Origin of the sequence: Streptococcus koreensis, from assembly GCF_003627135.1 — a bacterium.
GTDB lineage: Bacteria > Bacillota > Bacilli > Lactobacillales > Streptococcaceae > Streptococcus > Streptococcus ilei.
The window spans coordinates 1165618-1187427 of the sequence record NZ_CP032620.1; the positions used below are offsets into that span (position 1 = coordinate 1165618).

Consider the following 21810-nt stretch of genomic DNA (forward strand, 5'->3'; position numbering starts at 1 on the left):
TATGCAGATTCAACGAAGTTTTAAAGACCAAAGAGAGACAGGAACCCTCTTTTTGGTGCCGACTCCGATTGGCAATCGGGACGACATGAGCTATCGTATGATCCAAACCTTAAAAGAGGTAGATCTGATCGCTGCGGAAGATACACGCAATACAGGACTCTTGCTCAAGCATTTTGAGATTAGGACGCCACAAGTCAGCTTTCATGAGCATAATGCTATGGAGAAAATTCCTGATTTACTAGCTCATTTAGAATCTGGAAAGAATGTGGCTCAGGTATCGGATGCTGGATTGCCAAGTATTTCGGATCCAGGTCATGACTTGGTCAAGGCAGCCATTGAGCGAGAAATTCCCGTTGTGGCGGTTCCTGGTCCGAGCGCCGGTATTACGGGTCTAATTGCGAGTGGATTGGCTCCCCAACCTCATATCTTTTATGGATTTCTCCCGCGAAAGGAAGGGCAGCAAAAGGCTTTTTTCCAAGAGAAACGAGACTATCCTGAGACCCAAATCTTTTATGAGTCACCGCACCGGGTACGTGCGACGCTTCAAAATATGTTGGCTGTCTATGGGGACCGTCCAGTTGTGCTAGTCCGAGAACTGACCAAAATCTATGAAGAGTACACGCGAGGCACCATTGCGGAGTTAGTAGCTTACCTAGAGGAAAATCCCCTGAAGGGAGAGTGTCTCTTGATTGTGGAGGGGGCCAGTGAGCAGGAGGCTAATCTAGAAGAAGTGGATTTGATCCAAGAGATTGATCTTCTGGTCCAGTCTGGCATGAAAAAGAATCAGGCAATCAAACAGGTTGCGAAACAATTTGGGCTACAAAAGAGTGATCTTTATGCCCGTTACCACCAAGAGGAAGAAAAAGGAGAAGCTGATGGAAATTAGAATGGCCTATCCCAATGAAATCAATCGGATTATGGAAATCATTCAAGATGCTAAGGACAGTTTAGCCGCAGCTGGAGTGGACCAATGGCAGGATGGTTATCCGGATCAAGAAATTATTTTTGAGGATATCCTAGAGAGCCGTGGTTATGTGGCTGTAGAAAATCAAGAAGTCGTGGCCTATGCCGCTCTCCACAAGGGAAATGAAGCTGCCTATAATGACATTTATGATGGAAAATGGGAACATGATAACTATCTCTATATCAGTTTCCACCGAGTCGCTGTTGCCAAAGAAGCCGCAGGTCGAGGCGTAGCCCAAACTTTCCTTCAAGGTTTGATCGAAGGAGAGAAAGGTCCAGACTTTCGCTGTGATACCCATCCTGACAACAAGGTCATGCAGCATCTTTTAGAGAAGTTAGGCTTCCATTACTGTGGGAAGGTACCAATTGATGGTGTTCGTCTCGCTTATCAGAAGATTAAACGGAAGGCAGAAACTAGCCTTTTCCAAGTGATTAGCGAAGATGATCGATGGGACTACCGTGCGGAGCAATCTCAAAATGACTAGGTTCTATCGGCGACTCTATCAGAGTCCCTTGGGACCTCTATCTATTGTGGTGGATGAGGAAAGCTTAGTTGGGATCTGGTTTTGTGACCAAGCTAATTGTGAGCAAGGGATTGATCACATTGAAGAAAAGTGTCGTCCTCTTCATGAAGCTGTCTTTGAATGGCTGGATCAGTACTTTTTAGGGGAAGATCTTCCCATCCCCATTGCCCTGTCTCCTCAAGGGACAGAGTTTCAACAAAGAGTTTGGACCTACCTAGCTCAGATTCCCTATGGGGAAAGTCGGACTTACGGAGAGATTGCTCAAGCCCTGTCTTGCAGATCGGCCCAAGCAATCGGTCAAGCAGTAGGACGGAATCCCTTTATCCTCCTTATCCCATGTCACCGAGTGCTGGGGATGGAGAATAAATTGACTGGCTATGCGGCTGGATTAGACCGCAAACGTTGGCTGTTGAATCATGAGGCCATATCTTGGAAAGAATAAGGAGAAAAAATGTTATCATTTATTGAATACCCAAAATGTTCGACTTGCCGCAAGGCGAAATCGGAGTTAACGAGTTTAGGTTGTGAGTTTGATAGCCAAGATATCGTGGTAGATACCCCGACCAGTGAGCAATTGCAAACCTGGATGACGGAATCTTCCCTACCAATTAAATCATTCTTTAATACGAGTGGGATGAAGTATCGGGAATTGGGCTTGAAAGACAAGGTGGCCCAACTGACAGTGAAAGAAGCGGCAGATCTTTTAGCTAGTGATGGCATGCTGATCAAACGCCCACTATTAGTGAAGGATGGGAAAATTGTTCAAGTGGGCTATCGGAAACCATACTCGGACTTAGGTTTGTAAGAGATTCTGGGCAAAAATTGTCCAGCTTTCGATGTTTAATAGGCGTAACTGTATAACGCAGTGGTTGATTGGTATCTTCGTTCGCTTTTTAAGCTCCAAAGATGACCTAATCAACTGTGCGGGGGTGGGAAAACGAACTCTTTTTAACCAGTTAGAGTTCTTTCCCACTCCCATTTTGCTGTGAAGATGATATAATCATACGAGTGAAATCAATGAAAGAGAGTCAATCATGAGTATTTTAGAGGTAAAAAATTTAAGCCACGGCTTTGGAGACCGGGCTATTTTTGAGGATGTGTCCTTCCGCTTGTTAAAGGGAGAGCATATCGGATTGGTAGGGGCCAATGGTGAAGGAAAATCCACCTTCATGAGCATCGTGACGGGCAAGATGCAACCCGACGAAGGGAAGGTCGAGTGGTCTAAGTATGTGACCGCTGGCTATCTTGACCAGCATGCTGTCCTAAAAGAAGGGCAAACGGTGCGCGATGTCTTGCGGACAGCTTTCGACGAGCTCTTTAAAGCAGAGGCTCGCATCAATGACCTCTATATGGAAATGGCTGAAGATGGAGCGGATATGGATGCTCTCATGGAAGAAGTCGGAGAGCTCCAGGATCGGTTAGAGAGTCGGGATTTCTATACCTTGGATGCCAAGATAGATGAAGTGGCACGGGCTCTTGGCGTTATGGATTTTGGGATGGAGACGGATGTCACAGCCCTTTCAGGTGGCCAACGGACCAAGGTTCTCTTGGCGAAACTCCTTCTTGAAAAACCAGATATCCTTCTCTTGGACGAGCCAACCAACTACTTGGATGCAGAGCACATCGATTGGCTTAAACGCTACTTGCAGAATTATGAAAATGCCTTTGTCCTCATTTCCCACGATATTCCTTTCTTGAATGATGTGATCAACATCGTCTACCATGTAGAAAATCAACAATTGACCCGCTATTCTGGAGACTATTACCAATTCCTCGAAGTCTATGAAATGAAGAAATCACAATTGGAAGCGGCTTATGAGCGCCAGCAAAAAGAGATTGCTGACCTCAAAGATTTCGTAGCCCGAAATAAGGCGCGAGTGGCAACGCGGAATATGGCCATGTCTCGTCAGAAGAAGCTGGACAAGATGGAACTGATTGAATTGCAAAGTGAGAAACCAAAGCCTTCCTTTGAATTTAAAAATGCCCGTACCCCAGGACGTTTTATCTTCCAGGCTAAGGATCTCCAGATTGGCTATGATCGTCCTTTGACTAAGCCTTTGAACTTGACCTTCGAGCGCAATCAAAAGGTAGCCATTATCGGAGCCAACGGAATCGGGAAAACCACTCTCTTGAAGAGCTTGCTAGGGATTATTCCACCAATTGCTGGTGAAGTCGAGCGCGGGGATTATCTTGAGCTGGGCTACTTCGAGCAAGAGGTCGAAGGGGGCAATCGTCAGACACCGCTAGAGGCAGTCTGGAATGCCTTTCCGGCTCTCAATCAAGCAGAAGTTCGTGCAGCTCTTGCCCGCTGTGGTTTGACTACCAAGCATATCGAGAGCCAAATTCAGGTACTATCCGGTGGGGAGCAAGCCAAGGTACGCTTCTGTCTCTTGATGAACCGTGAAAACAATGTCTTGGTACTAGACGAGCCGACCAACCACTTGGATGTGGATGCCAAAGAAGAGTTGAAACGGGCTCTTAAAGAGTACAAGGGATCTATCCTGATGGTTTGTCACGAGCCAGATTTCTATGAAGGCTGGATGGACCAGATCTGGGACTTTAATGAATTGACTTAAACATAAAAGGGAGTGGGACAGAACGAATTTTGACTAAAAATCGTTCGTTGTCCCACCCCCGCAAGGCTGATTAGGTCATCTTTGGAGTTTAAAAGGCGAACAAAGATGCCAATCAGCTACTGCGTCTTGCAGTTATAACTATCATATATAAAAGGCTGGACACTTTATGCCCAGCCTCTTTTGTTTATTTTTTAAAGTTGTAGTCTTTAACGACTTCCATTTTTTCAATTTTGACATCTTCTTTTGGTTTGTCTTTGTCGTCTGTTTCAACTTCAGCAATTTTGTCAACTACATCCATGCCGTCGATGACTTGTCCAAAGACGGTGTAGTTGCCACCATCAAGAGTAGGGTTTCCTCCGTTTTTATAGGCTTCGATGATTTTAGCTGGGAATCGGTCTGTTGGAAGCTTGCTGGAGATATCTGCCTTATTTTGGTTGATGTAGAATTGGCTACCATTTGTATTTAGACCTGAATTGGCCATGGCTAGAGCTCCACGAATGTTGTAAAGATATGGAGAATACTCATTCTCAAAACCAGTACCTGAATCTTTAGATTTATCTTTGCCCTTCCAGATGGATTCCCCACCCGTACCATCACCTTTAGGGTCTCCTGTTTGGATCATAAAGTTGTTAATGACACGGTGGAAGAGGAGGCCGTCATAATAACCTTCCTTAGCGTGGGTTAAGAAATTCTCAACGGCTAAAGGAGCGTATTTAGGAAAGAGTTTGACTGTAATGTCTCCTTGGCTCGTAGTGATTTTCACGACCGCTTCATCTTCAGCAACTTCATTTGAGAGCTGAGGAAAGACTGCATTTTCATTGGTCATGGCATCGTTAAAATCTTTGCGCAGTTGTTCTAATTTCTTTTGTTCGCTAGCATCTTGACTAGAAGTAGTCGTTTGCTTAGTTTCTGAAGTCGAGCTAGAGGATGTCTTTGTATCTGATTGATGAGAGCCACATCCTGCCAAAGCTAAACCGGAAAATACAAGTAGGGCAATTAATTTTTTCATATTAATCCTTTCAACACATTAGTCTATCCTCTATTGTACCTTAATTTTTCATTTGATTCAAATCTAGTCATAGGAGGGGCCTATATTCAACTTGCCGGTCCATGGAAAATAACGTATGATGGAAAGGTATTTCTTTGTTCTGTTAACATTATCCTGTCAATTTAAGAAAACACACTATTTAAAAATTTTGGAAAAGAAATATTCCCCTTAATTATTTATCGTATCATTTAACTATGAGGGGGTTCAGAACGAAGACAAACATCATTTTTGGCGTTTGTCTTTTTATCTATTCAAAAATCTGAATTTGAAAGCTATGTTCTAAGGGCTTTGTCTTCAATCTGAGTCTGTCTTTTTTGGTTTTTTCAAGTATCAAAACTATTTTCTCTTTTGCGAGAAAAAATCTTGGTTTCCTTTTTTAATTGCTTTATAATAGAGTCATACTGTGGCCTTCTGCTGTGATAAAGAAGGCAGATTTTAGGAGATGAGAAATTGGCTTTTTGTGTTTAAAAAACGCGATTTGTTGATTTTTTACGATAGGGAGATTGATATGGCAATGATAGAAGTGGAACATCTTCAGAAAAATTTTGTGAAGACAGTCAAGGAACCAGGGCTGAAGGGAGCGTTGCGTTCCTTTATTCATCCTGAAAAGCAGACCTTTGAAGCGGTCAAGGATTTGACCTTAGAGGTGCCCAAGGGGCAGATTCTAGGTTTTATCGGGGCAAATGGTGCTGGGAAGTCGACCACCATTAAAATGCTGACAGGGATTTTAAAACCGACATCTGGTTTTTGTCGGATTAATGGCAAGATTCCACAGGATAATCGCCAGGATTATGTCAAGGATATTGGAGTAGTCTTCGGACAACGAACTCAGCTATGGTGGGATTTGGCCCTGCAAGAGACTTACACGGTTTTGAAGGAGATTTACGATGTCCCAGACTCGCTCTTTCACAAGCGCATGGATTTTTTGAATGAAGTCTTGGATTTGAAGGAATTTATTAAGGATCCTGTGCGGACTCTTTCATTGGGTCAACGGATGCGGGCGGATATTGCGGCTTCCTTGCTCCACAATCCCAAGGTTCTCTTTTTAGATGAGCCAACTATTGGTTTGGATGTGTCGGTCAAGGATAACATTCGTCGGGCTATCACCCAGATCAATCAGGAGGAAGAGACCACTATTCTCTTGACCACTCACGACCTGAGTGATATTGAGCAACTCTGTGATCGGATTTTTATGATTGATAAGGGGCAAGAGATTTTTGATGGAACGGTGAGTCAGCTCAAGGAAACCTTCGGCAAGATGAAGACTCTTTCCTTCGATCTGATGCCAGGTCAAAGTCATTTAGTCTCTCACTATGAAGGCTTGCCTGATATGACCATTGATAGACAAGGAAATAGCCTCAACATTCAATACGATAGTTCCCGCTATCAGTCAGCTGATATTATCAAGCAAACCTTGTCTGATTTTGAGATTCGCGATTTGAAGATGGTGGATACGGATATTGAGGATATTATCCGTCGCTTCTACCGAAAGGAGCTCTAAGATGGTCAAATTGTGGCGACGTTATAAACCCTTTATCAATGCAGGGATTCAGGAGTTGATTACCTATCGAGTCAACTTTCTTCTTTATCGGATTGGCAATGTCATGGGTGCTTTTGTGGAATTTTATCTCTGGAAGGCTGTCTTTGATTCCTCGCAAGAGTCTTTGATTCAGGGTTTCAGTATGGCAGATATCACCCTCTACATCATCATGAGTTTTTTGACTAATCTTCTGACTAGGTCGGATTCTTCCTTTATGATTGGTGAGGAGGTCAAGGATGGTTCCATTATCATGCGTTTGTTGAGACCAGTGCATTTTGCAGCTTCTTACCTCTTTACGGAACTCGGATCCAAGTGGTTGATTTTTATCTCTGTTGGACTGCCATTTTTAAGTGTCATCGTATTGATGAAAATTTTATCTAGGCAAGGGGTTGTAGAAGTGCTAGGATTAACCATCCTTTATCTCTTTAGCTTAATCCTAGCCTACCTGATCAACTTTTTCTTTAATATCTGCTTTGGATTTTCAGCCTTTGTGTTTAAAAATTTATGGGGCTCTAATCTGCTTAAGAATTCTCTGATTGACTTTATGTCTGGGAGTTTGATTCCCTTGACCTTCTTTCCTAAAATCGTTTCAGATATTCTGTCCTTTTTGCCTTTTTCATCCTTGATTTACACTCCGGTTATGATTATTGTTGGAAAGTACGATGCTAGTCAGATTTTTCAAGCACTCGTTTTGCAGTTTTTCTGGCTCTTAGTGATGGTGGGCTTGTCTCAGTTGATTTGGAAACGAGTCCAGTCATTTATCACCATTCAGGGAGGTTAATATGAAAAAATATCAACGCATGCATCTGATTTTTATCAGACAATACATCAAGCAAATCATGGAGTACAAGGTCGATTTTGTGGTTGGTGTTTTAGGTGTTTTCCTGACTCAAGGCTTGAACCTCTTGTTTCTCAATGTACTCTTTCAACACATTCCATCGCTAGAAGGATGGACCTTTCAAGAAATTGCCTTTATTTATGGTTTTTCCTTGATTCCCAAGGGATTGGACCATCTTTTTTTTGACAATCTCTGGGCTCTGGGACAACGTTTAGTGCGAAAAGGAGAGTTTGACAAGTACCTGACTCGCCCCATCAATCCTCTCTTCCATATTCTGGTTGAGACCTTTCAGATTGATGCCTTGGGCGAACTCTTGGTCGGTTGCATTCTATTGGGAACAACAGTATCAAGCATTACTTGGACTCTTCCAAAATTCCTACTTTTTCTAGTCTGTATTCCTTTTGCGACCTTGATTTATACTTCCTTGAAAATCGCGACAGCCAGTATTGCTTTTTGGACCAAGCAGTCAGGCGCCATGATTTACATTTTCTATATGTTCAATGATTTTGCCAAGTATCCTATTTCCATTTACAATTCGCTCCTTCGTTGGTTGATCAGTTTTATCGTGCCATTTGCCTTTGCGGCTTACTATCCTGCTAGCTATTTCTTGCAAGGCAAGAATGGGTTCTTTAATATCGGTGGTTTGATGTTGATTTCCCTTACCTTCTTTAGCATTTCCCTCAAACTCTGGGACAGGGGCTTGGATGCCTATGAAAGTGCTGGATCGTAAATAATAGAACACCAAAGCCTTGTCTCAGGACTGGCTTTTTTTAATGTCACTGAAAATTTCTTGTTAATAACATTTTGACCACATAGTTTGTCGAGTCTACCGCATAAGCAAAACTGATTGTTTGGGCTTTTTTTCGGATATAGTAGTCATTGTCAAAGGGGGTGAAGCTTCCTAGCAAAATAGAAAACGAGGGAGTATCATGAAAAAAGCCATTCTCAAAAAGAAGGAGGTCGCTGGCTTGTCCAAGATGAAAGCAGCTGATTTGAACCAAGCTTTGGCTGATCACTTTACAGAAGAAGAGCTAGCACAAGAGTTCACGGTTCGGGGCTATCAGTTGACGGAGAAAGGAAAGCAAGCGCTGAAAGACTATCAAGCTATCATTGACCGTCATCCAAAGAAAAATCTATCATCAACAGTGCCTGAGAGGTACTGTTTTTCTTGTTTATTTTGCACAGGAGAGAAAAGGATTTTACTAGAGAACTAGTTTAGAAATGTGGTATAATAAAGGTTATGGCAAACAATAATCAATCAAAAAAAACACGGTCGACGAGACGACTGTCCAAAGCAGAAATAGAAAGAAAAAAAGCAATTCGCCGAATGATCCTGACGATTGTCTTAACTCTCGTCTTCATTTTCGCCTTTTTACGATTAGGAGCCTTAGGCATAGTGACTTACAACCTTATCCGGCTCTTGGTAGGTAGTCTGGCTTATGTGGCAATGACGGCTGTTATTTTCTACCTCTTCTTTTTCAAATGGATTGAGAAGCATGAGGGAACCTTGTCGGGCTTTTTAAGTCTTTTTGCAGGCTTACTACTCATGTATCAAGCTTACTTTGTCTCCCTTTTGAAACTGGAAGGTTCTTCTGTGGGACCAACCTTATCACGTATCTTAGGAGACCTCGTGCATCTTCGTGTCTCCTCTTTTGCGGGAGGAGGTTTGCTTGGTGCAATCTTGTACACGCCGGTTGCTTTCTTGCTCTCTAACATTGGGACTTACTTTATCGGAGGACTCTTGATCCTATTAGGGCTTCTCTTGATGAGTTCTTATTCGGTTTATGACGTGTATGAGCAAGCTGTCGCAGCTTTTCACTCCTTTATGGAAAAACGGGAAGTTCGTCGCCAGGAGCGCTTTGCCGAGCGTGAAAAAAAGAAGGCTCTTCAAGCAGAAGCAGAGGAGGCTGCCCGCATCGAGCAACTTGCAGAAGCTAGTCCCATGAGCACGGAAGGCTATCCTGTAGATCTTGAGACAGGTGAGGTTATTGAACCTGAGATCGAAGCAGAAGTGCCTGCTGAGGAGGCCTATCCTCAGATCTATCTACCAAATGAAGAAGAAGGCTATTCGGAAGACTGGCCAGAAGACGATCCAGAGGAGATAGAAGAACTTACTGAGGAGGATATGGATGAAGAAGTCACTGTGGATTTCACGCCTAAGGAACTCCTTCAGTACAAACTTCCAACCATTGATCTCTTCGCCCCTGACAAGCCTAAAAATCAATCCAAAGAGAAAAACATCGTTCGTCAGAATATCCGCATTCTGGAAGAAACTTTTGCAAGCTTTAACATCAAGGCGACAGTGGAGCGGGCGGAAATCGGTCCATCTGTCACTAAATATGAAGTCAAACCTGCTGTCGGTGTGCGGGTCAACCGCATCTCTAACCTAGCAGATGATTTGGCCTTGGCCCTAGCAGCCAAGGATGTGCGGATCGAAGCACCGATTCCAGGGAAGTCTCTGGTCGGGATTGAAGTTCCCAACTCAGAGATTGCGACAGTTTCCTTCCGTGAATTGTGGGAGCAATCCAAGACAGACCCAGCTAAACTCCTTGAGATTCCACTTGGGAAGGCTGTAGATGGTTCAGCTCGGACCTTTGATTTGGCCCGGATGCCCCATCTCTTGGTCGCGGGTTCGACCGGATCTGGTAAGTCGGTTGCGGTCAATGGGATCATTTCGAGTATTTTGATGAAGGCCCGTCCGGACGAAGTCAAATTTATGATGGTCGATCCAAAGATGGTGGAACTTTCTGTTTACAATGATATTCCTCACCTCTTGATTCCAGTTGTGACCAACCCACGCAAGGCCAGTCGAGCCCTACAAAAGGTTGTTGATGAGATGGAAAATCGCTATGAGCTCTTCTCGAAAGTGGGTGCTCGGAATATTGCTGGTTTTAATGCCAAGGTTGCTGAGTACAATACCCAGTCAGAGATGAAGCAAGTACCCCTCCCATTGATTGTGGTCATTGTCGACGAGTTGGCAGACTTGATGATGGTTGCAAGTAAAGAAGTGGAAGATGCTATTATTCGTCTTGGACAGAAGGCGCGTGCAGCAGGGATCCACATGATCCTTGCGACCCAACGGCCATCGGTTGATGTTATTTCAGGTTTGATCAAGGCCAATGTGCCTTCCCGTGTCGCTTTTGCGGTATCATCTGGGACTGACTCACGGACCATCTTGGATGAAAATGGGGCAGAGAAATTGCTCGGTCGTGGAGACATGCTCTTTAAACCGATCGATGAAAATCATCCGATTCGTCTACAAGGATCCTTTATCTCAGATGACGATGTCGAGCGGATTGTGAACTTTGTCAAGGAACAAGCAGAAGCGGATTATGATGATGCCTTTGATCCAGGCGAAGTATCCGAGTCGGACTTTGACGGAGGCATGGGCGGCTCTGACGAGGGTGATCCACTCTTTGAAGAGGCTAAGGCTCTTGTGATTGAAACTCAAAAAGCCAGTGCGTCAATGATCCAACGTCGCTTATCGGTCGGCTTTAACCGGGCAACTCGCCTCATGGAAGACTTGGAAGCAGCAGGTGTCATCGGACCAGCTGAAGGAACCAAGCCAAGAAAGGTCTTGCAGACCAATTAATCTTTCTTTAAATGAAGAAGGAATGAGATAGTTGACAATAGCAAAAGCCTGCCTGTACAAGGGGCAGGTTTTGTTTACGAAAAAAAGAAAAGGAGAGCAGATGCAGCTCGATACTATTCACCATATTGCCATTATTGGACATGATTATGACAAAACCAGAGAATTTTATGTCGACAAATTAGGCTTTGAACCTTTAGACGAACATCATCGGCCTGAAAAGCAGGATATTCTCTTTAATATTCGAAAGGGAAATCTGACCTTGGAAATATTTATCAAACCAGATGCTCCAAAGAGACCCTTTCTCCCTTATCCAGAGCATACCGGTCTCCGTCATCTGGCTTTTCGAGTAGAAGACGTTCAAGCCTGTCTAACAGAGTTTGATCAATTAGGAATCCCTCATACAGAGCTACGGGTGGATGATTTTGATGGGCGCAAAATGGCTTTCTTCTTTGATCCAGATGGCTTGCCTCTTGAACTTCATGAATAGCTCTACAGAATCTTCGTTCTCTAGTCTGAAGCAAGAAGACATTCTTTTTGCTAAACTAGATACAGAAAAAAGAAAGAAGAAAATATGGAAGAGAAGCGCTATAGCGGGCTAACGAATGAGCAAGTCCAAAGCCGAATTAGAGAAGGCAAACAAAATCGAGTAACCATTACGGCAGAAAAGTCGACGAGAGAGATTGTTTATTCAAATGTCTTCACTTATTTCAACCTAGTCTTTGGTATTTTAGCTATTTTATTGATACTAGTACGGTCTTGGAACAATATGTTATTTGTTCCTATTGTCGTCGTTAACTCCTTGATCGGGATTGTTCAAGAATTGCGGTCCCGTCGGATTTTGAATAAGATGCGTCTCCTTCAAGTGGAGAAAGCTCGAGTGATTCGTGAAGGAGAACGGTTAGACCTTCCTGTTCATCAGGTGGTAGAGGGAGATGTCGTCTTGTTCCAAGCGGGGGATCAGATCTATGCGGATGCCAAGATTCTAGATGGCTCGATCATGGTCGATGAGTCTCAATTGACAGGAGAAGCAGATGAAATCCCTAAAGCTGAGCATCAGACACTCATGTCAGGAAGTTTTGTTATTTCAGGCCAGGCAGTTGCGGTCTTGGAACAAGTAGGCGATGCGTCTTATATTAATCAGCTGAGTCTCTCTGCAAAAAAAGTCAAGGGACACGAAGAATCCGAAATGGTTCATGCAGTGGACGGTCTTGTCCGAATGATCGGAATGATTCTCATCCCGATTGGCTTACTGTTGTTCTTGCAGAGCTATCTAGGAAATCACGAAACCCTCAAAGTTAGCATCACCTCTATGGTCGGTGCCATCATTGGGATGATTCCAGAAGGTCTCTACCTCTTAATGACTCTGGCCTTGGTGCTTGGGGCAACCCGTTTAGCCCTTCAAAAGGTCCTACTCAACAGTATGAAGGGGATTGAAACCCTATCTCGTATCGACGTCCTTTGTCTAGACAAGACGGGAACCATTACCGAACACAGGATGCAGGTGAGTGAGCTCCTCCCCTTGGCACTAGATGAAAAAGAAGGCAGAGAAATATTAAGTCACTATCTCCAAGCAAGTGAGGATCAGAATGATACTATTACGGCCATTCGGCAGTTTCACTCAGTCCAAACAAGTGAAGTTTGGACCGTTCAAGACCGTCTTCCTTTTTCATCTAAGAAGAAATTTGGGGGCCTTCAGTTCCAACAAGGTATTTACCTACTAGGGGCACCGGATATTTTGCTTCGAGATGATCTCGATGCTTACCAAGAAGTCTGGCAGCGAGAGATTGAACGAGGGGCGCGTGTCCTTATTTTGGGGAATTACCAGGGGGAGCAATTGACGGAAGTATTAGAAGCTCCAGTCCTTCCCCTCCTAGCTTTGGTCTTGGAGAATCCCGTACGATCGACTGCCCCTGAAACTTTCGCTTATTTCCAAAAACAAGGGGTGACCATCAAGGTTATTTCAGGGGATCATCCTTTGACAGTTGCCGCTGTAGCTCAAAAAGCAGGTATTCCTGATGCAGATCAAGTGGTAGATGCGAGTCAGCTTAAGACGTATGAGGAGGTAGTAGATGCAGCACGGACCTACACAGTCTTTGGACGGGTTAGTCCAGAGCAAAAACAAATCCTCGTAGAGAGCTTGCAGGCAGATGGTCATAAGGTCGGAATGACAGGAGATGGGGTCAATGATATCCTTGCTATGAAAAAAGCTGATTGTAGTATTGCCATGAATACGGGGCATGATGCGACCAAAAAGGTAGCTCAGGTTGTGCTTTTAGATTCAGACTTCTCCCACATGCCTTCGATTGTAGATGAAGGCCGCCGAGTGGTCAACAATATTCAACGTTCGGCTAGTCTCTTTTTGGTTAAGAATATCTTTTCAATATTATTGGCTATTTTGGCCATTCTCTTTGCTTTCACATATCCCATTCAAGCTTCTCAAATGTCCTTGATCAGTGGATTTACCATCGGAATCCCCGGTTTCTTACTAGCCCTGGAGAAGAATCGATCCCGGATAGAAGGAGACTTTATTGAAACCGTGATAGAGCAAGCTCTTCCAGCTGCCTTGACCAATCTCATATCGGTCCTTTTTCTTGTGGTCCTGGGTCCTTTCCTTGGATTAAGTCAGGGAGATATTTCGACCATCTCGATTTACCTGCTGGCTTTGATTGGCTTTACAAAAGTATACCAACTCAGCCTTCCCTTCAATCATGTAAAATTGGGCATTATTCTTCTTAATGTAACAGGATTTTGTCTGTCGGTCTTTGTATTTTCTTCCATTTTTAATCTCAGCCACCTTCATCTGACTGGCTGGATTTTGACTCTTGTCCTAGGACTGGTCATGGAAGGAGTCTTATGGGTGATGAATCGTCTTGTCTATACCTTGGTGACCCATCTGCATAAGTCCAGAAACAAATAAAAAAAACGGTATTAGCTAAATCATCTTGGATCTAGTTAATACCGTTATTTTATTATTAAAATCAGATAAAGAGGCTAATCGTCATAATGAGGTAAAGGAAGAAGGTAATGAGAAAGCCTGCGCGCCAAAAGTACTTGAAAAATTTCGGATAGTAAAAGCTACGTTTCTTTTTCAAGAAATAGATAGTCAAGCCGATAGCTAAGAGGGACAAGGCCAATAACAATTGCGGCAACAAATTATGATAGTAAGCCGCATCTGAAATTAAATAGTATTCAAGCGCGAACAGAGGAAAAGCCAGATCGGCAAAATTCCAACCATATCGACGTAGTTTAAAGACTCGAATAATAATCCCACTGAGAATCAGGGTCAAAAAAATAAATACAAGGGAAGCAACTTTTATTAACATACCTCCATTTTATCACAAAAGTAAAAAAAGTGTGATGGAAATGAAATTTTTTCTTGCATTCGGAAGAAAATAGTGTATAATAGAAAGGTATGCGCAGAGCATACTTGTGGGAGGTAAAAATCTGTAATTACCGCCAAAACCACAAAGGAGGATTTAAGAAATGGCTAAAAAAGTCGAAAAACTTGTAAAATTGCAAATCCCTGCTGGTAAAGCTACTCCAGCTCCACCGGTTGGACCAGCACTTGGTCAAGCAGGTATCAACATCATGGGATTCACTAAAGAGTTTAACGCTCGTACAGCTGACCAAGCTGGAATGATTATCCCAGTTGTGATCACTGTTTATGAAGATAAATCATTTGATTTCGTTACAAAAACACCACCAGCTGCTGTTCTTTTGAAAAAAGCTGCAGGTGTTGAAAAAGGATCAGGTACACCTAACAAAACGAAAGTTGCAACAGTTACTCGTGCGCAAGTACAAGAAATTGCTGAAACTAAGATGCCAGATTTGAACGCTGCAAACATTGAGTCTGCAATGCGTATGATCGAAGGTACTGCTCGTTCTATGGGATTCACTGTTACTGACTAATTGTAACAATCCTATTTGCCCGCAATACACTTGATCATGAGACGAGTGACGTGGGAGATGAAAATCGATATGACCACATTACAAGGAGAAAGATAAAATGGCTAAAAAAAGCAAACAACTTCGTGCTGCACTTGAAAAAATCGACAGCACAAAAGCATACAGCGTAGAAGAAGCTGTAGCTCTTGCAAAAGAAACTAACTTTGCAAAATTTGACGCAACTGTAGAAGTTGCTTACAACTTGAACATCGACGTGAAAAAAGCTGACCAACAAATCCGTGGTGCAATGGTATTGCCAAACGGAACTGGTAAAACTGCTCGCGTTCTTGTATTTGCACGTGGTGCAAAAGCTGAAGAAGCAAAAGCTGCTGGTGCAGACTTCGTAGGTGAAGATGACCTTGTTGCGAAAATCAACGATGGTTGGTTGGACTTCGACGTTGTTATCGCTACACCTGACATGATGGCTCTTGTTGGACGTCTTGGACGTGTCCTTGGACCACGTAACTTGATGCCAAACCCTAAAACTGGTACTGTAACAATGGATGTTGCTAAAGCAGTTGAAGAGTCTAAAGGTGGTAAAATCACTTACCGTGCTGACCGTGCAGGTATCGTACAAGCGATTATCGGTAAAGTGTCATTTGACGCTGACAAATTGGTTGAAAACTTCAAAGCTTTCAACGATGTTATCCAAAAAGCAAAACCAGCTACAGCTAAAGGTACTTACGTAACTAGCTTGACTTTGACTACTACTCAAGGTCCTGGTATCAAAGTGGATGTTAACTCACTTTAATTAGAAATCAAAGCTACCTTCGGGTAGCTTTTTTTCTTTATTTGAATGATTTAGAAAGTTCTACCTTGATGATAAATTCGATGAATATTAAAACGCTTGCATAAGTACAGAAAAAAGGTATAATATAGTTGAAAAACAAAAAAAAGGAGAATCAAATGATTTTTAAACGTTCAAACGGAGAATTCCGTGAAACTGATCGAGTGACTCGTTTCAAATTGATCAAGTCAGGTAAGAACTGGTTGCGTGCGGCCACTTCAAACTTTGGTTTGCTCAAAGTGATTCGTGGTCAAGTCGAAGAGACAGTTGTAGCTGAGGTGCGTGAAGATGCTGTTTCTACTAAGAGCCATCACTTCTTAAAAGGGATCGTAGTAGCAGCGGCTGTTTTAAGTGCTACTACAGTTGCAAATACTACGTTTGCGGATGAAGTAGGAAACGAAGTCGTTTCTTCCTCTACGGCAGTGAGTGCTCCATCCGTTTCAAGTGAAGCTACTCCATTAACTGAAGAAGGCTCTAAAGAAGTCTCAGCCCCTCAAAATGAAACTGCTACAGAAACAAAACCTTCAGTAGCAAGCTCATCCCAAGTGGTCGAAAGTGCTGTAGCATCGGATGATAAAGCGATTTTGGAACAAAATGCTTCTGAAGCAGCTTTATTGAATCAAATAGCAGAAAAATATGCTTCAACCCATCAAAATGAAGAGCAGAAAGCTGCTATCAAAGAGGCTGTTGCAAAAGTTCAAGCTGAATTGCCAACAAAAGAAGCTTCGAGCAATTCTGAAGTAAAACCACAATCATATGCTGAACAACGAGAACGCTTGAACAAGTCAGTAGATGATATGATGGCAACCTTGAAGGATGCAGGTTTCAATGGGAATACAACTGTTAATGGCGCACCAGCAGTTTCAGCACAATTGGCACCAATCTCAACAAGCACTAATGGAACTACAAATCCAGTCATTACAGATCCTAACGGTGCAACGATTGAAGATGCAGCCTTCAACAAAGCAGGTTATGCTTTGGATCCAAACGCAGATCGTTATACCTTTGGTGTATGGCAATTCCTTAAAACGAACCACGCTACTGGAGCTAAAACAAACTTTGATTATTATGCTACTCTTGCAGTAGATCGTTCTGCCATCACTGGTAGCCTTTCAGCTAACCCAGATGTTTACTTGCGTATCGTGAAGAAATCTGATGGTACAGAAGCTTACACTCGTACTATTCATGCTGGTGAAAGCAATATCTCTCTTCCAAGTTACATCACAAACAATAACTCTGATGTAACCAATACTTTGACTTACACAGGTGCTAACGGAACTGATCCAGGTAACGTAACCCTCTCATTGGTCAACGCGAACCTTGAGTATGAAACACTTCAAATCCGCGATACCAACTTCCCAGGTAACGAAGGCGAAGACAAACCAAACGTTCAAACTTCGGTCCCTTATGCAACAGTTGATCAAACAACTCATTATAAAGAAGTTGATAGCAGCAAGTACACAGAAGGTCAACCATACAAACCAACTGGAAGTGAAACAGATCTTGCAAGCTATACTCAAAAAGGTCTTGCTGGTCAACAATTCACAGCTTCAGGAAATCGTGAAATCCCTGGTTACAAACAAGTAGCAGCAACAACTGATACCACTCAAAAAACATCTGGTATCCTTGGTAAGGGTGTTGTCGGTCAAAAACTTGTCGAACTTCAAGGTGGAGCAAATCACTACTACGTGAAACGTATTTCTGAAATCGTTGATACTGATGGCTCAACTGTAACGAAATTCTACGCCCTTGATCCATCTCAAGTGAACAATTTTGCTACATCAGATATTGGTACTGAAGATGTATCTAAGTACACACTCATCTACACAAGTAAAGTTAATAAGGCTGGTGAAGAGTGGAAGGCTGACGAGACAAAAGTTACAAAAGTAAACAGTAAAAATGGTGATTACTATCTTGAAGTCAACGAAACTGCTGGAAGCAAATCACTCATTATTACTGGTTGGTCGTCTTCTACTGAGACAGATACTTATAAACAAATGGACGGAACTCTACACACTTATCCACGTCCATTCAAAGGTGCCCCAAATCCTTCATTGACACCTGCCGGAGCTGGTAATAACAGTTACAACGTCATTGCTGGTAAAGTTCCAGTGATTCAAGCAGAAGGATCTGTAGCGGATGATCCTACAGCTCCAAACGGAAAAGTATACTCTGATTTGAAGGGTTATTCATCATTCTCAAACAACTACTCAATTCCAACTGCGATTAAACCATCAACTGATGTGAACTACTACTTTGTCAAGTCTGATGTTAAAGGAAATGTCTTCGTTCACTATAAAGATACTGAAGGTAATACTATCAAAGATTCAGTAAAAGATGAAGATGAACAACCAATCAATAAACACTATGACACAGTTGAAGACAACCGCCCACAAACAATAGAAAAAGCTGGCAAGACCTATGAATTGGTACCAGCAGGTAACTACACAGTTGGTGAAGTAGATGACCAAGGACACCTCAAGTCTTCTGATCCTACAACTGGAGAAGTTGCTAAGGATGATCAGAATGTCACCTACATCTACAAATTGAAAGAAGAACCTAAGGGTAATGTTTATGTTCACTATAAAGATACTGAAGGTAATACTATCAAAGATTCAGTAAAAGATGAAGATGAACAACCAATCGATAAAGATTACGATACAGTAGTAGACAACCGTCCAAAAGAAATCGAAAAAGACGGTAAGACTTATGAATTGGTTCCAGCGGGTAACTACACAGTAGGTGAAGTTGATGACAAAGGACACCTTACATCATCAGATCCAACAACTGGTAAAGTAGCTGAAAAAGATCAGAATGTTACATATATCTACAAGCTTAAAGAAGAGCCAGCTGAGCCTAAGAAGGGTGAAGTCATCATCACATACGTAGACGAAAATGGTAAGGAAATTGAAAAACCTCGTCAAGATACACCAAATTCTCCATACGACACACCATATAACACCACTGAGGAAGGTGAGAAACCAAATACTATCAAGACACCAGATGGTAAGACCTATAAGATCGTACCGAAAGGTGATTACCCAGTAGGTAAAGTTGACGAAGATGGACACTTGGAATCATCTGATCCAGTTAAAGGTAAAGTTGACAAACCAAAATCAACCATCACTTACGTCTATAAAGAAGTGAAGGGTAATGTCTATGTACACTACGTTGATACAGAAGGCAAGACCATCAAGTCAGATGTGATCGATGAAGAAGCTCAACCGGTGGATAAGGACTACGATACAGTGGTAGACAACCGTCCACAAGAGATTGAATTCGAAGGCAAGACTTACGAATTGGTACCAGCTGGTAACTACACAGTTGGTGAAGTGGATGACCAAGGTCACCTCAAGTCAACAGACCCAACAAAAGGTAAAGTGATCGAAGGCGATAAGAATGTCACTTACGTCTACAAATTGAAAGAAGATCCAACAAAACCTAAACAAGGTGAAGTTATCATCACTTACGTAGACGAAAAAGGTAAAGAAATTCAAAAACCTCGTCAAGATACACCAAACTCACCATATGACACACCATATAACACCACTGAGGAAGGTGAAAAACCGAATACTATCAAGACACCAGATGGTAAGACCTACAAGATCGTACCGAAAGGTGACTATCCAGTAGGTAAAGTTGACGAAGATGGACACTTGGAATCATCTGATCCAATTAAAGGTAAAGTTGACAAACCTAAATCAACTATCACTTACGTTTATAAAGAAGTGAAGGAAACCCCAGCTGAGCCTAAGGGTAACGTCTACGTACACTATGTAGATACAGAAGGTAAGACTATCAAGTCAGATGTGACGGACGAAAAAGCTCAACCAGTGGATAAAGACTATGACACAGTGGTAGACAACCGTCCACAAGAGATTGAATTCGAAGGTAAGACTTACGAATTGGTACCAGCTGGTAACTACACAGTTGGTGAAGTTGATAAAGATGGTCACTTGAAGTCAACAGACCCAACAACTGGTAAAGTGATTGAAGGCGATAAGAATGTCACTTATGTTTACAAACTGAAGGAAACTCCAGACAAACCAGTAGAGCCAACTCCAGACAAACCTGTAGAACCAACTCCAGACAAGCCTGTAGAGCCAACTCCAGACAAGCCTGTAGAGCCAACTCCAGACAAACCTGTAGAACCAACTCCAGACAAACCTGTAGAACCAACTCCAGACAAACCAGTAGAGCCAACTCCAGACAAACCAGTAGAGCCAACTCCAGATAAGCCTGTAGAGCCAACTCCAGACAAACCTGTAGAACCAACTCCAGACAAACCAGTAGAGCCAACTCCAGACAAACCAGTAGAGCCAACTCCAGATAAGCCTGTAGAGCCAACTCCAGATAAGCCTGTAGAGCCAACTCCAGATAAGCCTGTAGAGCCAACTCCAGATAAGCCTGTAGAGCCAACTCCAGACAAACCTGTAGAACCAACTCCAGACAAGCCTGTAGAACCAACACCAGATAAACCAGTGAATCCAACACCAGATAAACCAGTGGACCCAACACCAGGTAAACCAGTGGACCCAACACCAGGTAAACCAGTGGACCCAACACCAGGTAAACCAGTGAATCCAACACCAGGTAAACCAGTGGACCCAACACCAGGTAAACCGGTGGATCCAACACCAGGTAAACCAGTGAATCCAACACCAGGTAAACCGGTGGACCCAACACCAGCTAAAGAACAACTTCCAAATACTGGTGAAACTACATCTGTAGGATCAACTGTACTCGGACTAGTTGCAGGACTTGTAGGAATCGTAGCATTTGGTCGTCGAAAAAAAGAAGACGAAAAATAGTTCCTCTTCCTTTGGTGAATGATTGATTTTGCTTCATTCTAAATAGCAAGGTCTACTTGAAGACTAGAATTGGTTTTAAAACCTAGAAAAAGGGGATGATGCATCCCCTTTTTTCGCCTAGTCAACTACGATCCTTATCATCAATGAGATTTTTATAATAAGAGCCTCCAGTCCTGAACAGGTTGAAAGATACATCCTGTTTCTCTCAAGAGGCTCTTTTTGATAGGTAAGAAAGTCATACAACTTCATTAATTTGGAATGTTGAAAGGAAGTTCTACTTTTGGGGGAATCACCTATCCATACGAGCTGGCACACTCAGAAATGGTCAATAGAAAAGTATGAGGTAAAATAATCGATTTTAAGACGACAAGATAAAATTTTTTTGATAGATATCACTATATAAAAAACGCTTTTTGTGGTAAAATAATACAGATCATAAAAGGAGTGACAAAATGGTAGAACCTAAGTATAAACGTATTTTAATTAAGTTATCAGGTGAAGCGTTAGCCGGTGAACGGGGTGTCGGAATTGATATCAAAACGGTTCAAAAGATGGCCCTTGAAATCAAAGAAGTTCATGACCTTGGAATTGAAATTGCTCTCGTTATCGGTGGAGGAAATCTCTGGCGTGGAGAACCTGCGGCGGAAGCAGGTATGGATCGCGTTCAAGCAGATTACACTGGAATGCTTGGAACAGTTATGAATGCCTTGGTGATGGCGGATTCTCTTCAACAGGTTGGAGTAGATACGCGTGTCCAAACAGCGATTGCCATGCAACAAGTCGCTGAGCCTTATATCCGTGGTCGCGCCCTTCGTCACTTGGAAAAAGAGCGTATTGTTATCTTTGGTGCAGGCATTGGTTCTCCATACTTCTCAACGGATACAACGGCTGCTCTTCGTGCCGCTGAAATTGAAGCAGACGCAATCTTGATGGCTAAGAATGGTGTTGACGGCGTTTATAATGCTGATCCAAAGAAAGACAAGACAGCTGTGAAGTTTGAAGAATTAACTCACCGTGATGTCATCAATAAAGGCCTTCGTATCATGGATTCGACAGCATCGACCATCTCAATGGACAATGATATTGACTTAGTCGTTTTCAACATGAATGAGCCAGGGAACATCAAACGCGTTGTCTTTGGAGAAAATATCGGTACTACCGTTTCTAATAATGTAGAAAAATAAGG

At 42.7% G+C, this 21810-nt stretch carries 17 protein-coding genes and 1 pseudogene; 16 read left to right on the forward strand and 2 right to left on the reverse strand.

Annotation, left to right across the window (positions count from 1 at the left end; genetic code table 11):
* Position 1: 1 nt before the first annotated feature.
* From rsmI to D7D50_RS05935, 5 genes are all read left to right on the forward strand, one after another.
* Entirely contained in the window at positions 2-886 is an 885-nt protein-coding gene (gene rsmI / locus D7D50_RS05915; RefSeq protein WP_023024024.1) for a 16S rRNA (cytidine(1402)-2'-O)-methyltransferase, read from the forward strand.
* Entirely contained in the window at positions 876-1448 is a 573-nt protein-coding gene (locus D7D50_RS05920) for a GNAT family N-acetyltransferase (protein ID WP_023024022.1), read from the forward strand. Before rsmI ends, D7D50_RS05920 begins: the two co-directional genes overlap by 11 nt.
* Positions 1441-1929 (forward strand): methylated-DNA--[protein]-cysteine S-methyltransferase, encoded by a 489-nt coding sequence (locus D7D50_RS05925; RefSeq protein WP_023027126.1) that lies wholly within the window; start codon positions 1441-1443, stop codon positions 1927-1929. Before D7D50_RS05920 ends, D7D50_RS05925 begins: the two co-directional genes overlap by 8 nt.
* Positions 1930-1938: 9 nt before the next feature.
* Positions 1939-2292 (forward strand): arsenate reductase family protein, encoded by a 354-nt coding sequence (locus D7D50_RS05930; protein WP_023027125.1) that lies wholly within the window; start codon positions 1939-1941, stop codon positions 2290-2292.
* 229 nt (positions 2293-2521) lie between these two features.
* Positions 2522-4063, forward strand: coding sequence for an ABC-F family ATP-binding cassette domain-containing protein (locus tag D7D50_RS05935; RefSeq protein ID WP_120701720.1), 1542 nt, complete (start codon positions 2522-2524; stop codon positions 4061-4063).
* A 184-nt stretch (positions 4064-4247) separates the two neighbouring features.
* On the opposite strand, the gene D7D50_RS05940 is transcribed toward D7D50_RS05935, so the two are convergent.
* Positions 4248-5072, reverse strand: coding sequence for a peptidylprolyl isomerase (locus tag D7D50_RS05940; RefSeq protein WP_120701721.1), 825 nt, complete (start codon positions 5070-5072; stop codon positions 4248-4250).
* A 547-nt stretch (positions 5073-5619) separates the two neighbouring features.
* Here D7D50_RS05940 and D7D50_RS05945 point away from each other — a divergent pair.
* The 7 genes and pseudogenes from D7D50_RS05945 to D7D50_RS05975 all read left to right on the forward strand — a co-directional run bounded on the left by D7D50_RS05945 (position 5620) and on the right by D7D50_RS05975 (position 13998).
* Positions 5620-6612, forward strand: a complete 993-nt coding sequence (locus tag D7D50_RS05945) for an ABC transporter ATP-binding protein (RefSeq protein WP_120701722.1) — start codon at positions 5620-5622, stop codon at positions 6610-6612.
* A 1-nt stretch (position 6613) separates the two neighbouring features.
* Positions 6614-7432, forward strand: coding sequence for an ABC transporter permease (locus tag D7D50_RS05950; RefSeq protein WP_023027121.1), 819 nt, complete (start codon positions 6614-6616; stop codon positions 7430-7432).
* 1 nt (position 7433) lies between these two features.
* The gene (locus D7D50_RS05955; protein WP_023024009.1) at positions 7434-8219 is read left to right on the forward strand and encodes an ABC transporter permease; all 786 of its coding nucleotides are present in this window, start codon (positions 7434-7436) and stop codon (positions 8217-8219) included.
* Between the two features lie 205 nt (positions 8220-8424).
* Positions 8425-8619 (forward strand): annotated as a pseudogene (locus D7D50_RS05960) (hypothetical protein); the annotation flags it as partial.
* A 110-nt stretch (positions 8620-8729) separates the two neighbouring features.
* Positions 8730-11081: a DNA translocase FtsK gene (locus tag D7D50_RS05965; protein ID WP_120701723.1), complete on the forward strand. Its 2352-nt coding sequence runs from the start codon at positions 8730-8732 to the stop codon at positions 11079-11081.
* Between the two features lie 100 nt (positions 11082-11181).
* On the forward strand, positions 11182-11568 hold the full coding sequence (gene gloA2, locus D7D50_RS05970; protein ID WP_120701724.1) for an SMU1112c/YaeR family gloxylase I-like metalloprotein: 387 nt from the start codon (positions 11182-11184) through the stop codon (positions 11566-11568).
* 84 nt (positions 11569-11652) lie between these two features.
* On the forward strand, positions 11653-13998 hold the full coding sequence (locus D7D50_RS05975; protein ID WP_120701725.1) for an HAD-IC family P-type ATPase: 2346 nt from the start codon (positions 11653-11655) through the stop codon (positions 13996-13998).
* Between the two features lie 61 nt (positions 13999-14059).
* On the opposite strand, the gene D7D50_RS05980 is transcribed toward D7D50_RS05975, so the two are convergent.
* Positions 14060-14404, reverse strand: a complete 345-nt coding sequence (locus D7D50_RS05980) for a DUF3397 family protein (RefSeq protein WP_048789572.1) — start codon at positions 14402-14404, stop codon at positions 14060-14062.
* Between the two features lie 160 nt (positions 14405-14564).
* Between D7D50_RS05980 and rplK the strand changes: the two genes are divergently transcribed.
* The 4 genes from rplK to pyrH all read left to right on the forward strand — a co-directional run bounded on the left by rplK (position 14565) and on the right by pyrH (position 21808).
* On the forward strand, positions 14565-14990 hold the full coding sequence (gene rplK, locus D7D50_RS05985) for a 50S ribosomal protein L11 (protein ID WP_006595850.1): 426 nt from the start codon (positions 14565-14567) through the stop codon (positions 14988-14990).
* 97 nt (positions 14991-15087) lie between these two features.
* Positions 15088-15777, forward strand: a complete 690-nt coding sequence (gene rplA, locus D7D50_RS05990; RefSeq protein WP_006595851.1) for a 50S ribosomal protein L1 — start codon at positions 15088-15090, stop codon at positions 15775-15777.
* A 155-nt stretch (positions 15778-15932) separates the two neighbouring features.
* Positions 15933-20624 (forward strand): accessory Sec-dependent serine-rich glycoprotein adhesin, encoded by a 4692-nt coding sequence (locus tag D7D50_RS05995; protein ID WP_120701726.1) that lies wholly within the window; start codon positions 15933-15935, stop codon positions 20622-20624.
* 452 nt (positions 20625-21076) lie between these two features.
* Complete coding sequence (gene pyrH, locus D7D50_RS06000) at positions 21077-21808, forward strand: UMP kinase (protein WP_006595852.1); 732 nt, start codon at positions 21077-21079, stop codon at positions 21806-21808.
* Positions 21809-21810 lie beyond the last annotated feature (2 nt).

Bases quoted from the DNA above. Each gene is read 5' to 3' on its own strand.
- D7D50_RS05940 (WP_120701721.1), bottom strand. From the start codon at position 5,072: ATGAAAAAATTAATTGCCCTACTTGTATTTTCCGGTTTAGCTTTGGCA.
- D7D50_RS05995 (WP_120701726.1), top strand. From the start codon at position 15,933: ATGATTTTTAAACGTTCAAACGGAGAATTCCGTGAAACTGATCGAGTG.
- D7D50_RS05950 (WP_023027121.1), top strand. From the start codon at position 6,614: ATGGTCAAATTGTGGCGACGTTATAAACCCTTTATCAATGCAGGGATT.
- D7D50_RS05965 (WP_120701723.1), top strand. From the start codon at position 8,730: ATGGCAAACAATAATCAATCAAAAAAAACACGGTCGACGAGACGACTG.
- D7D50_RS05935 (WP_120701720.1), top strand. From the start codon at position 2,522: ATGAGTATTTTAGAGGTAAAAAATTTAAGCCACGGCTTTGGAGACCGG.
- rplK (WP_006595850.1), top strand. From the start codon at position 14,565: ATGGCTAAAAAAGTCGAAAAACTTGTAAAATTGCAAATCCCTGCTGGT.
- pyrH (WP_006595852.1), top strand. From the start codon at position 21,077: ATGGTAGAACCTAAGTATAAACGTATTTTAATTAAGTTATCAGGTGAA.
- rsmI (WP_023024024.1), top strand. From the start codon at position 2: ATGCAGATTCAACGAAGTTTTAAAGACCAAAGAGAGACAGGAACCCTC.
- D7D50_RS05930 (WP_023027125.1), top strand. From the start codon at position 1,939: ATGTTATCATTTATTGAATACCCAAAATGTTCGACTTGCCGCAAGGCG.
- D7D50_RS05945 (WP_120701722.1), top strand. From the start codon at position 5,620: ATGGCAATGATAGAAGTGGAACATCTTCAGAAAAATTTTGTGAAGACA.
- D7D50_RS05955 (WP_023024009.1), top strand. From the start codon at position 7,434: ATGAAAAAATATCAACGCATGCATCTGATTTTTATCAGACAATACATC.
- D7D50_RS05920 (WP_023024022.1), top strand. From the start codon at position 876: ATGGAAATTAGAATGGCCTATCCCAATGAAATCAATCGGATTATGGAA.
- D7D50_RS05925 (WP_023027126.1), top strand. From the start codon at position 1,441: ATGACTAGGTTCTATCGGCGACTCTATCAGAGTCCCTTGGGACCTCTA.
- gloA2 (WP_120701724.1), top strand. From the start codon at position 11,182: ATGCAGCTCGATACTATTCACCATATTGCCATTATTGGACATGATTAT.
- D7D50_RS05975 (WP_120701725.1), top strand. From the start codon at position 11,653: ATGGAAGAGAAGCGCTATAGCGGGCTAACGAATGAGCAAGTCCAAAGC.
- D7D50_RS05980 (WP_048789572.1), bottom strand. From the start codon at position 14,404: ATGTTAATAAAAGTTGCTTCCCTTGTATTTATTTTTTTGACCCTGATT.
- rplA (WP_006595851.1), top strand. From the start codon at position 15,088: ATGGCTAAAAAAAGCAAACAACTTCGTGCTGCACTTGAAAAAATCGAC.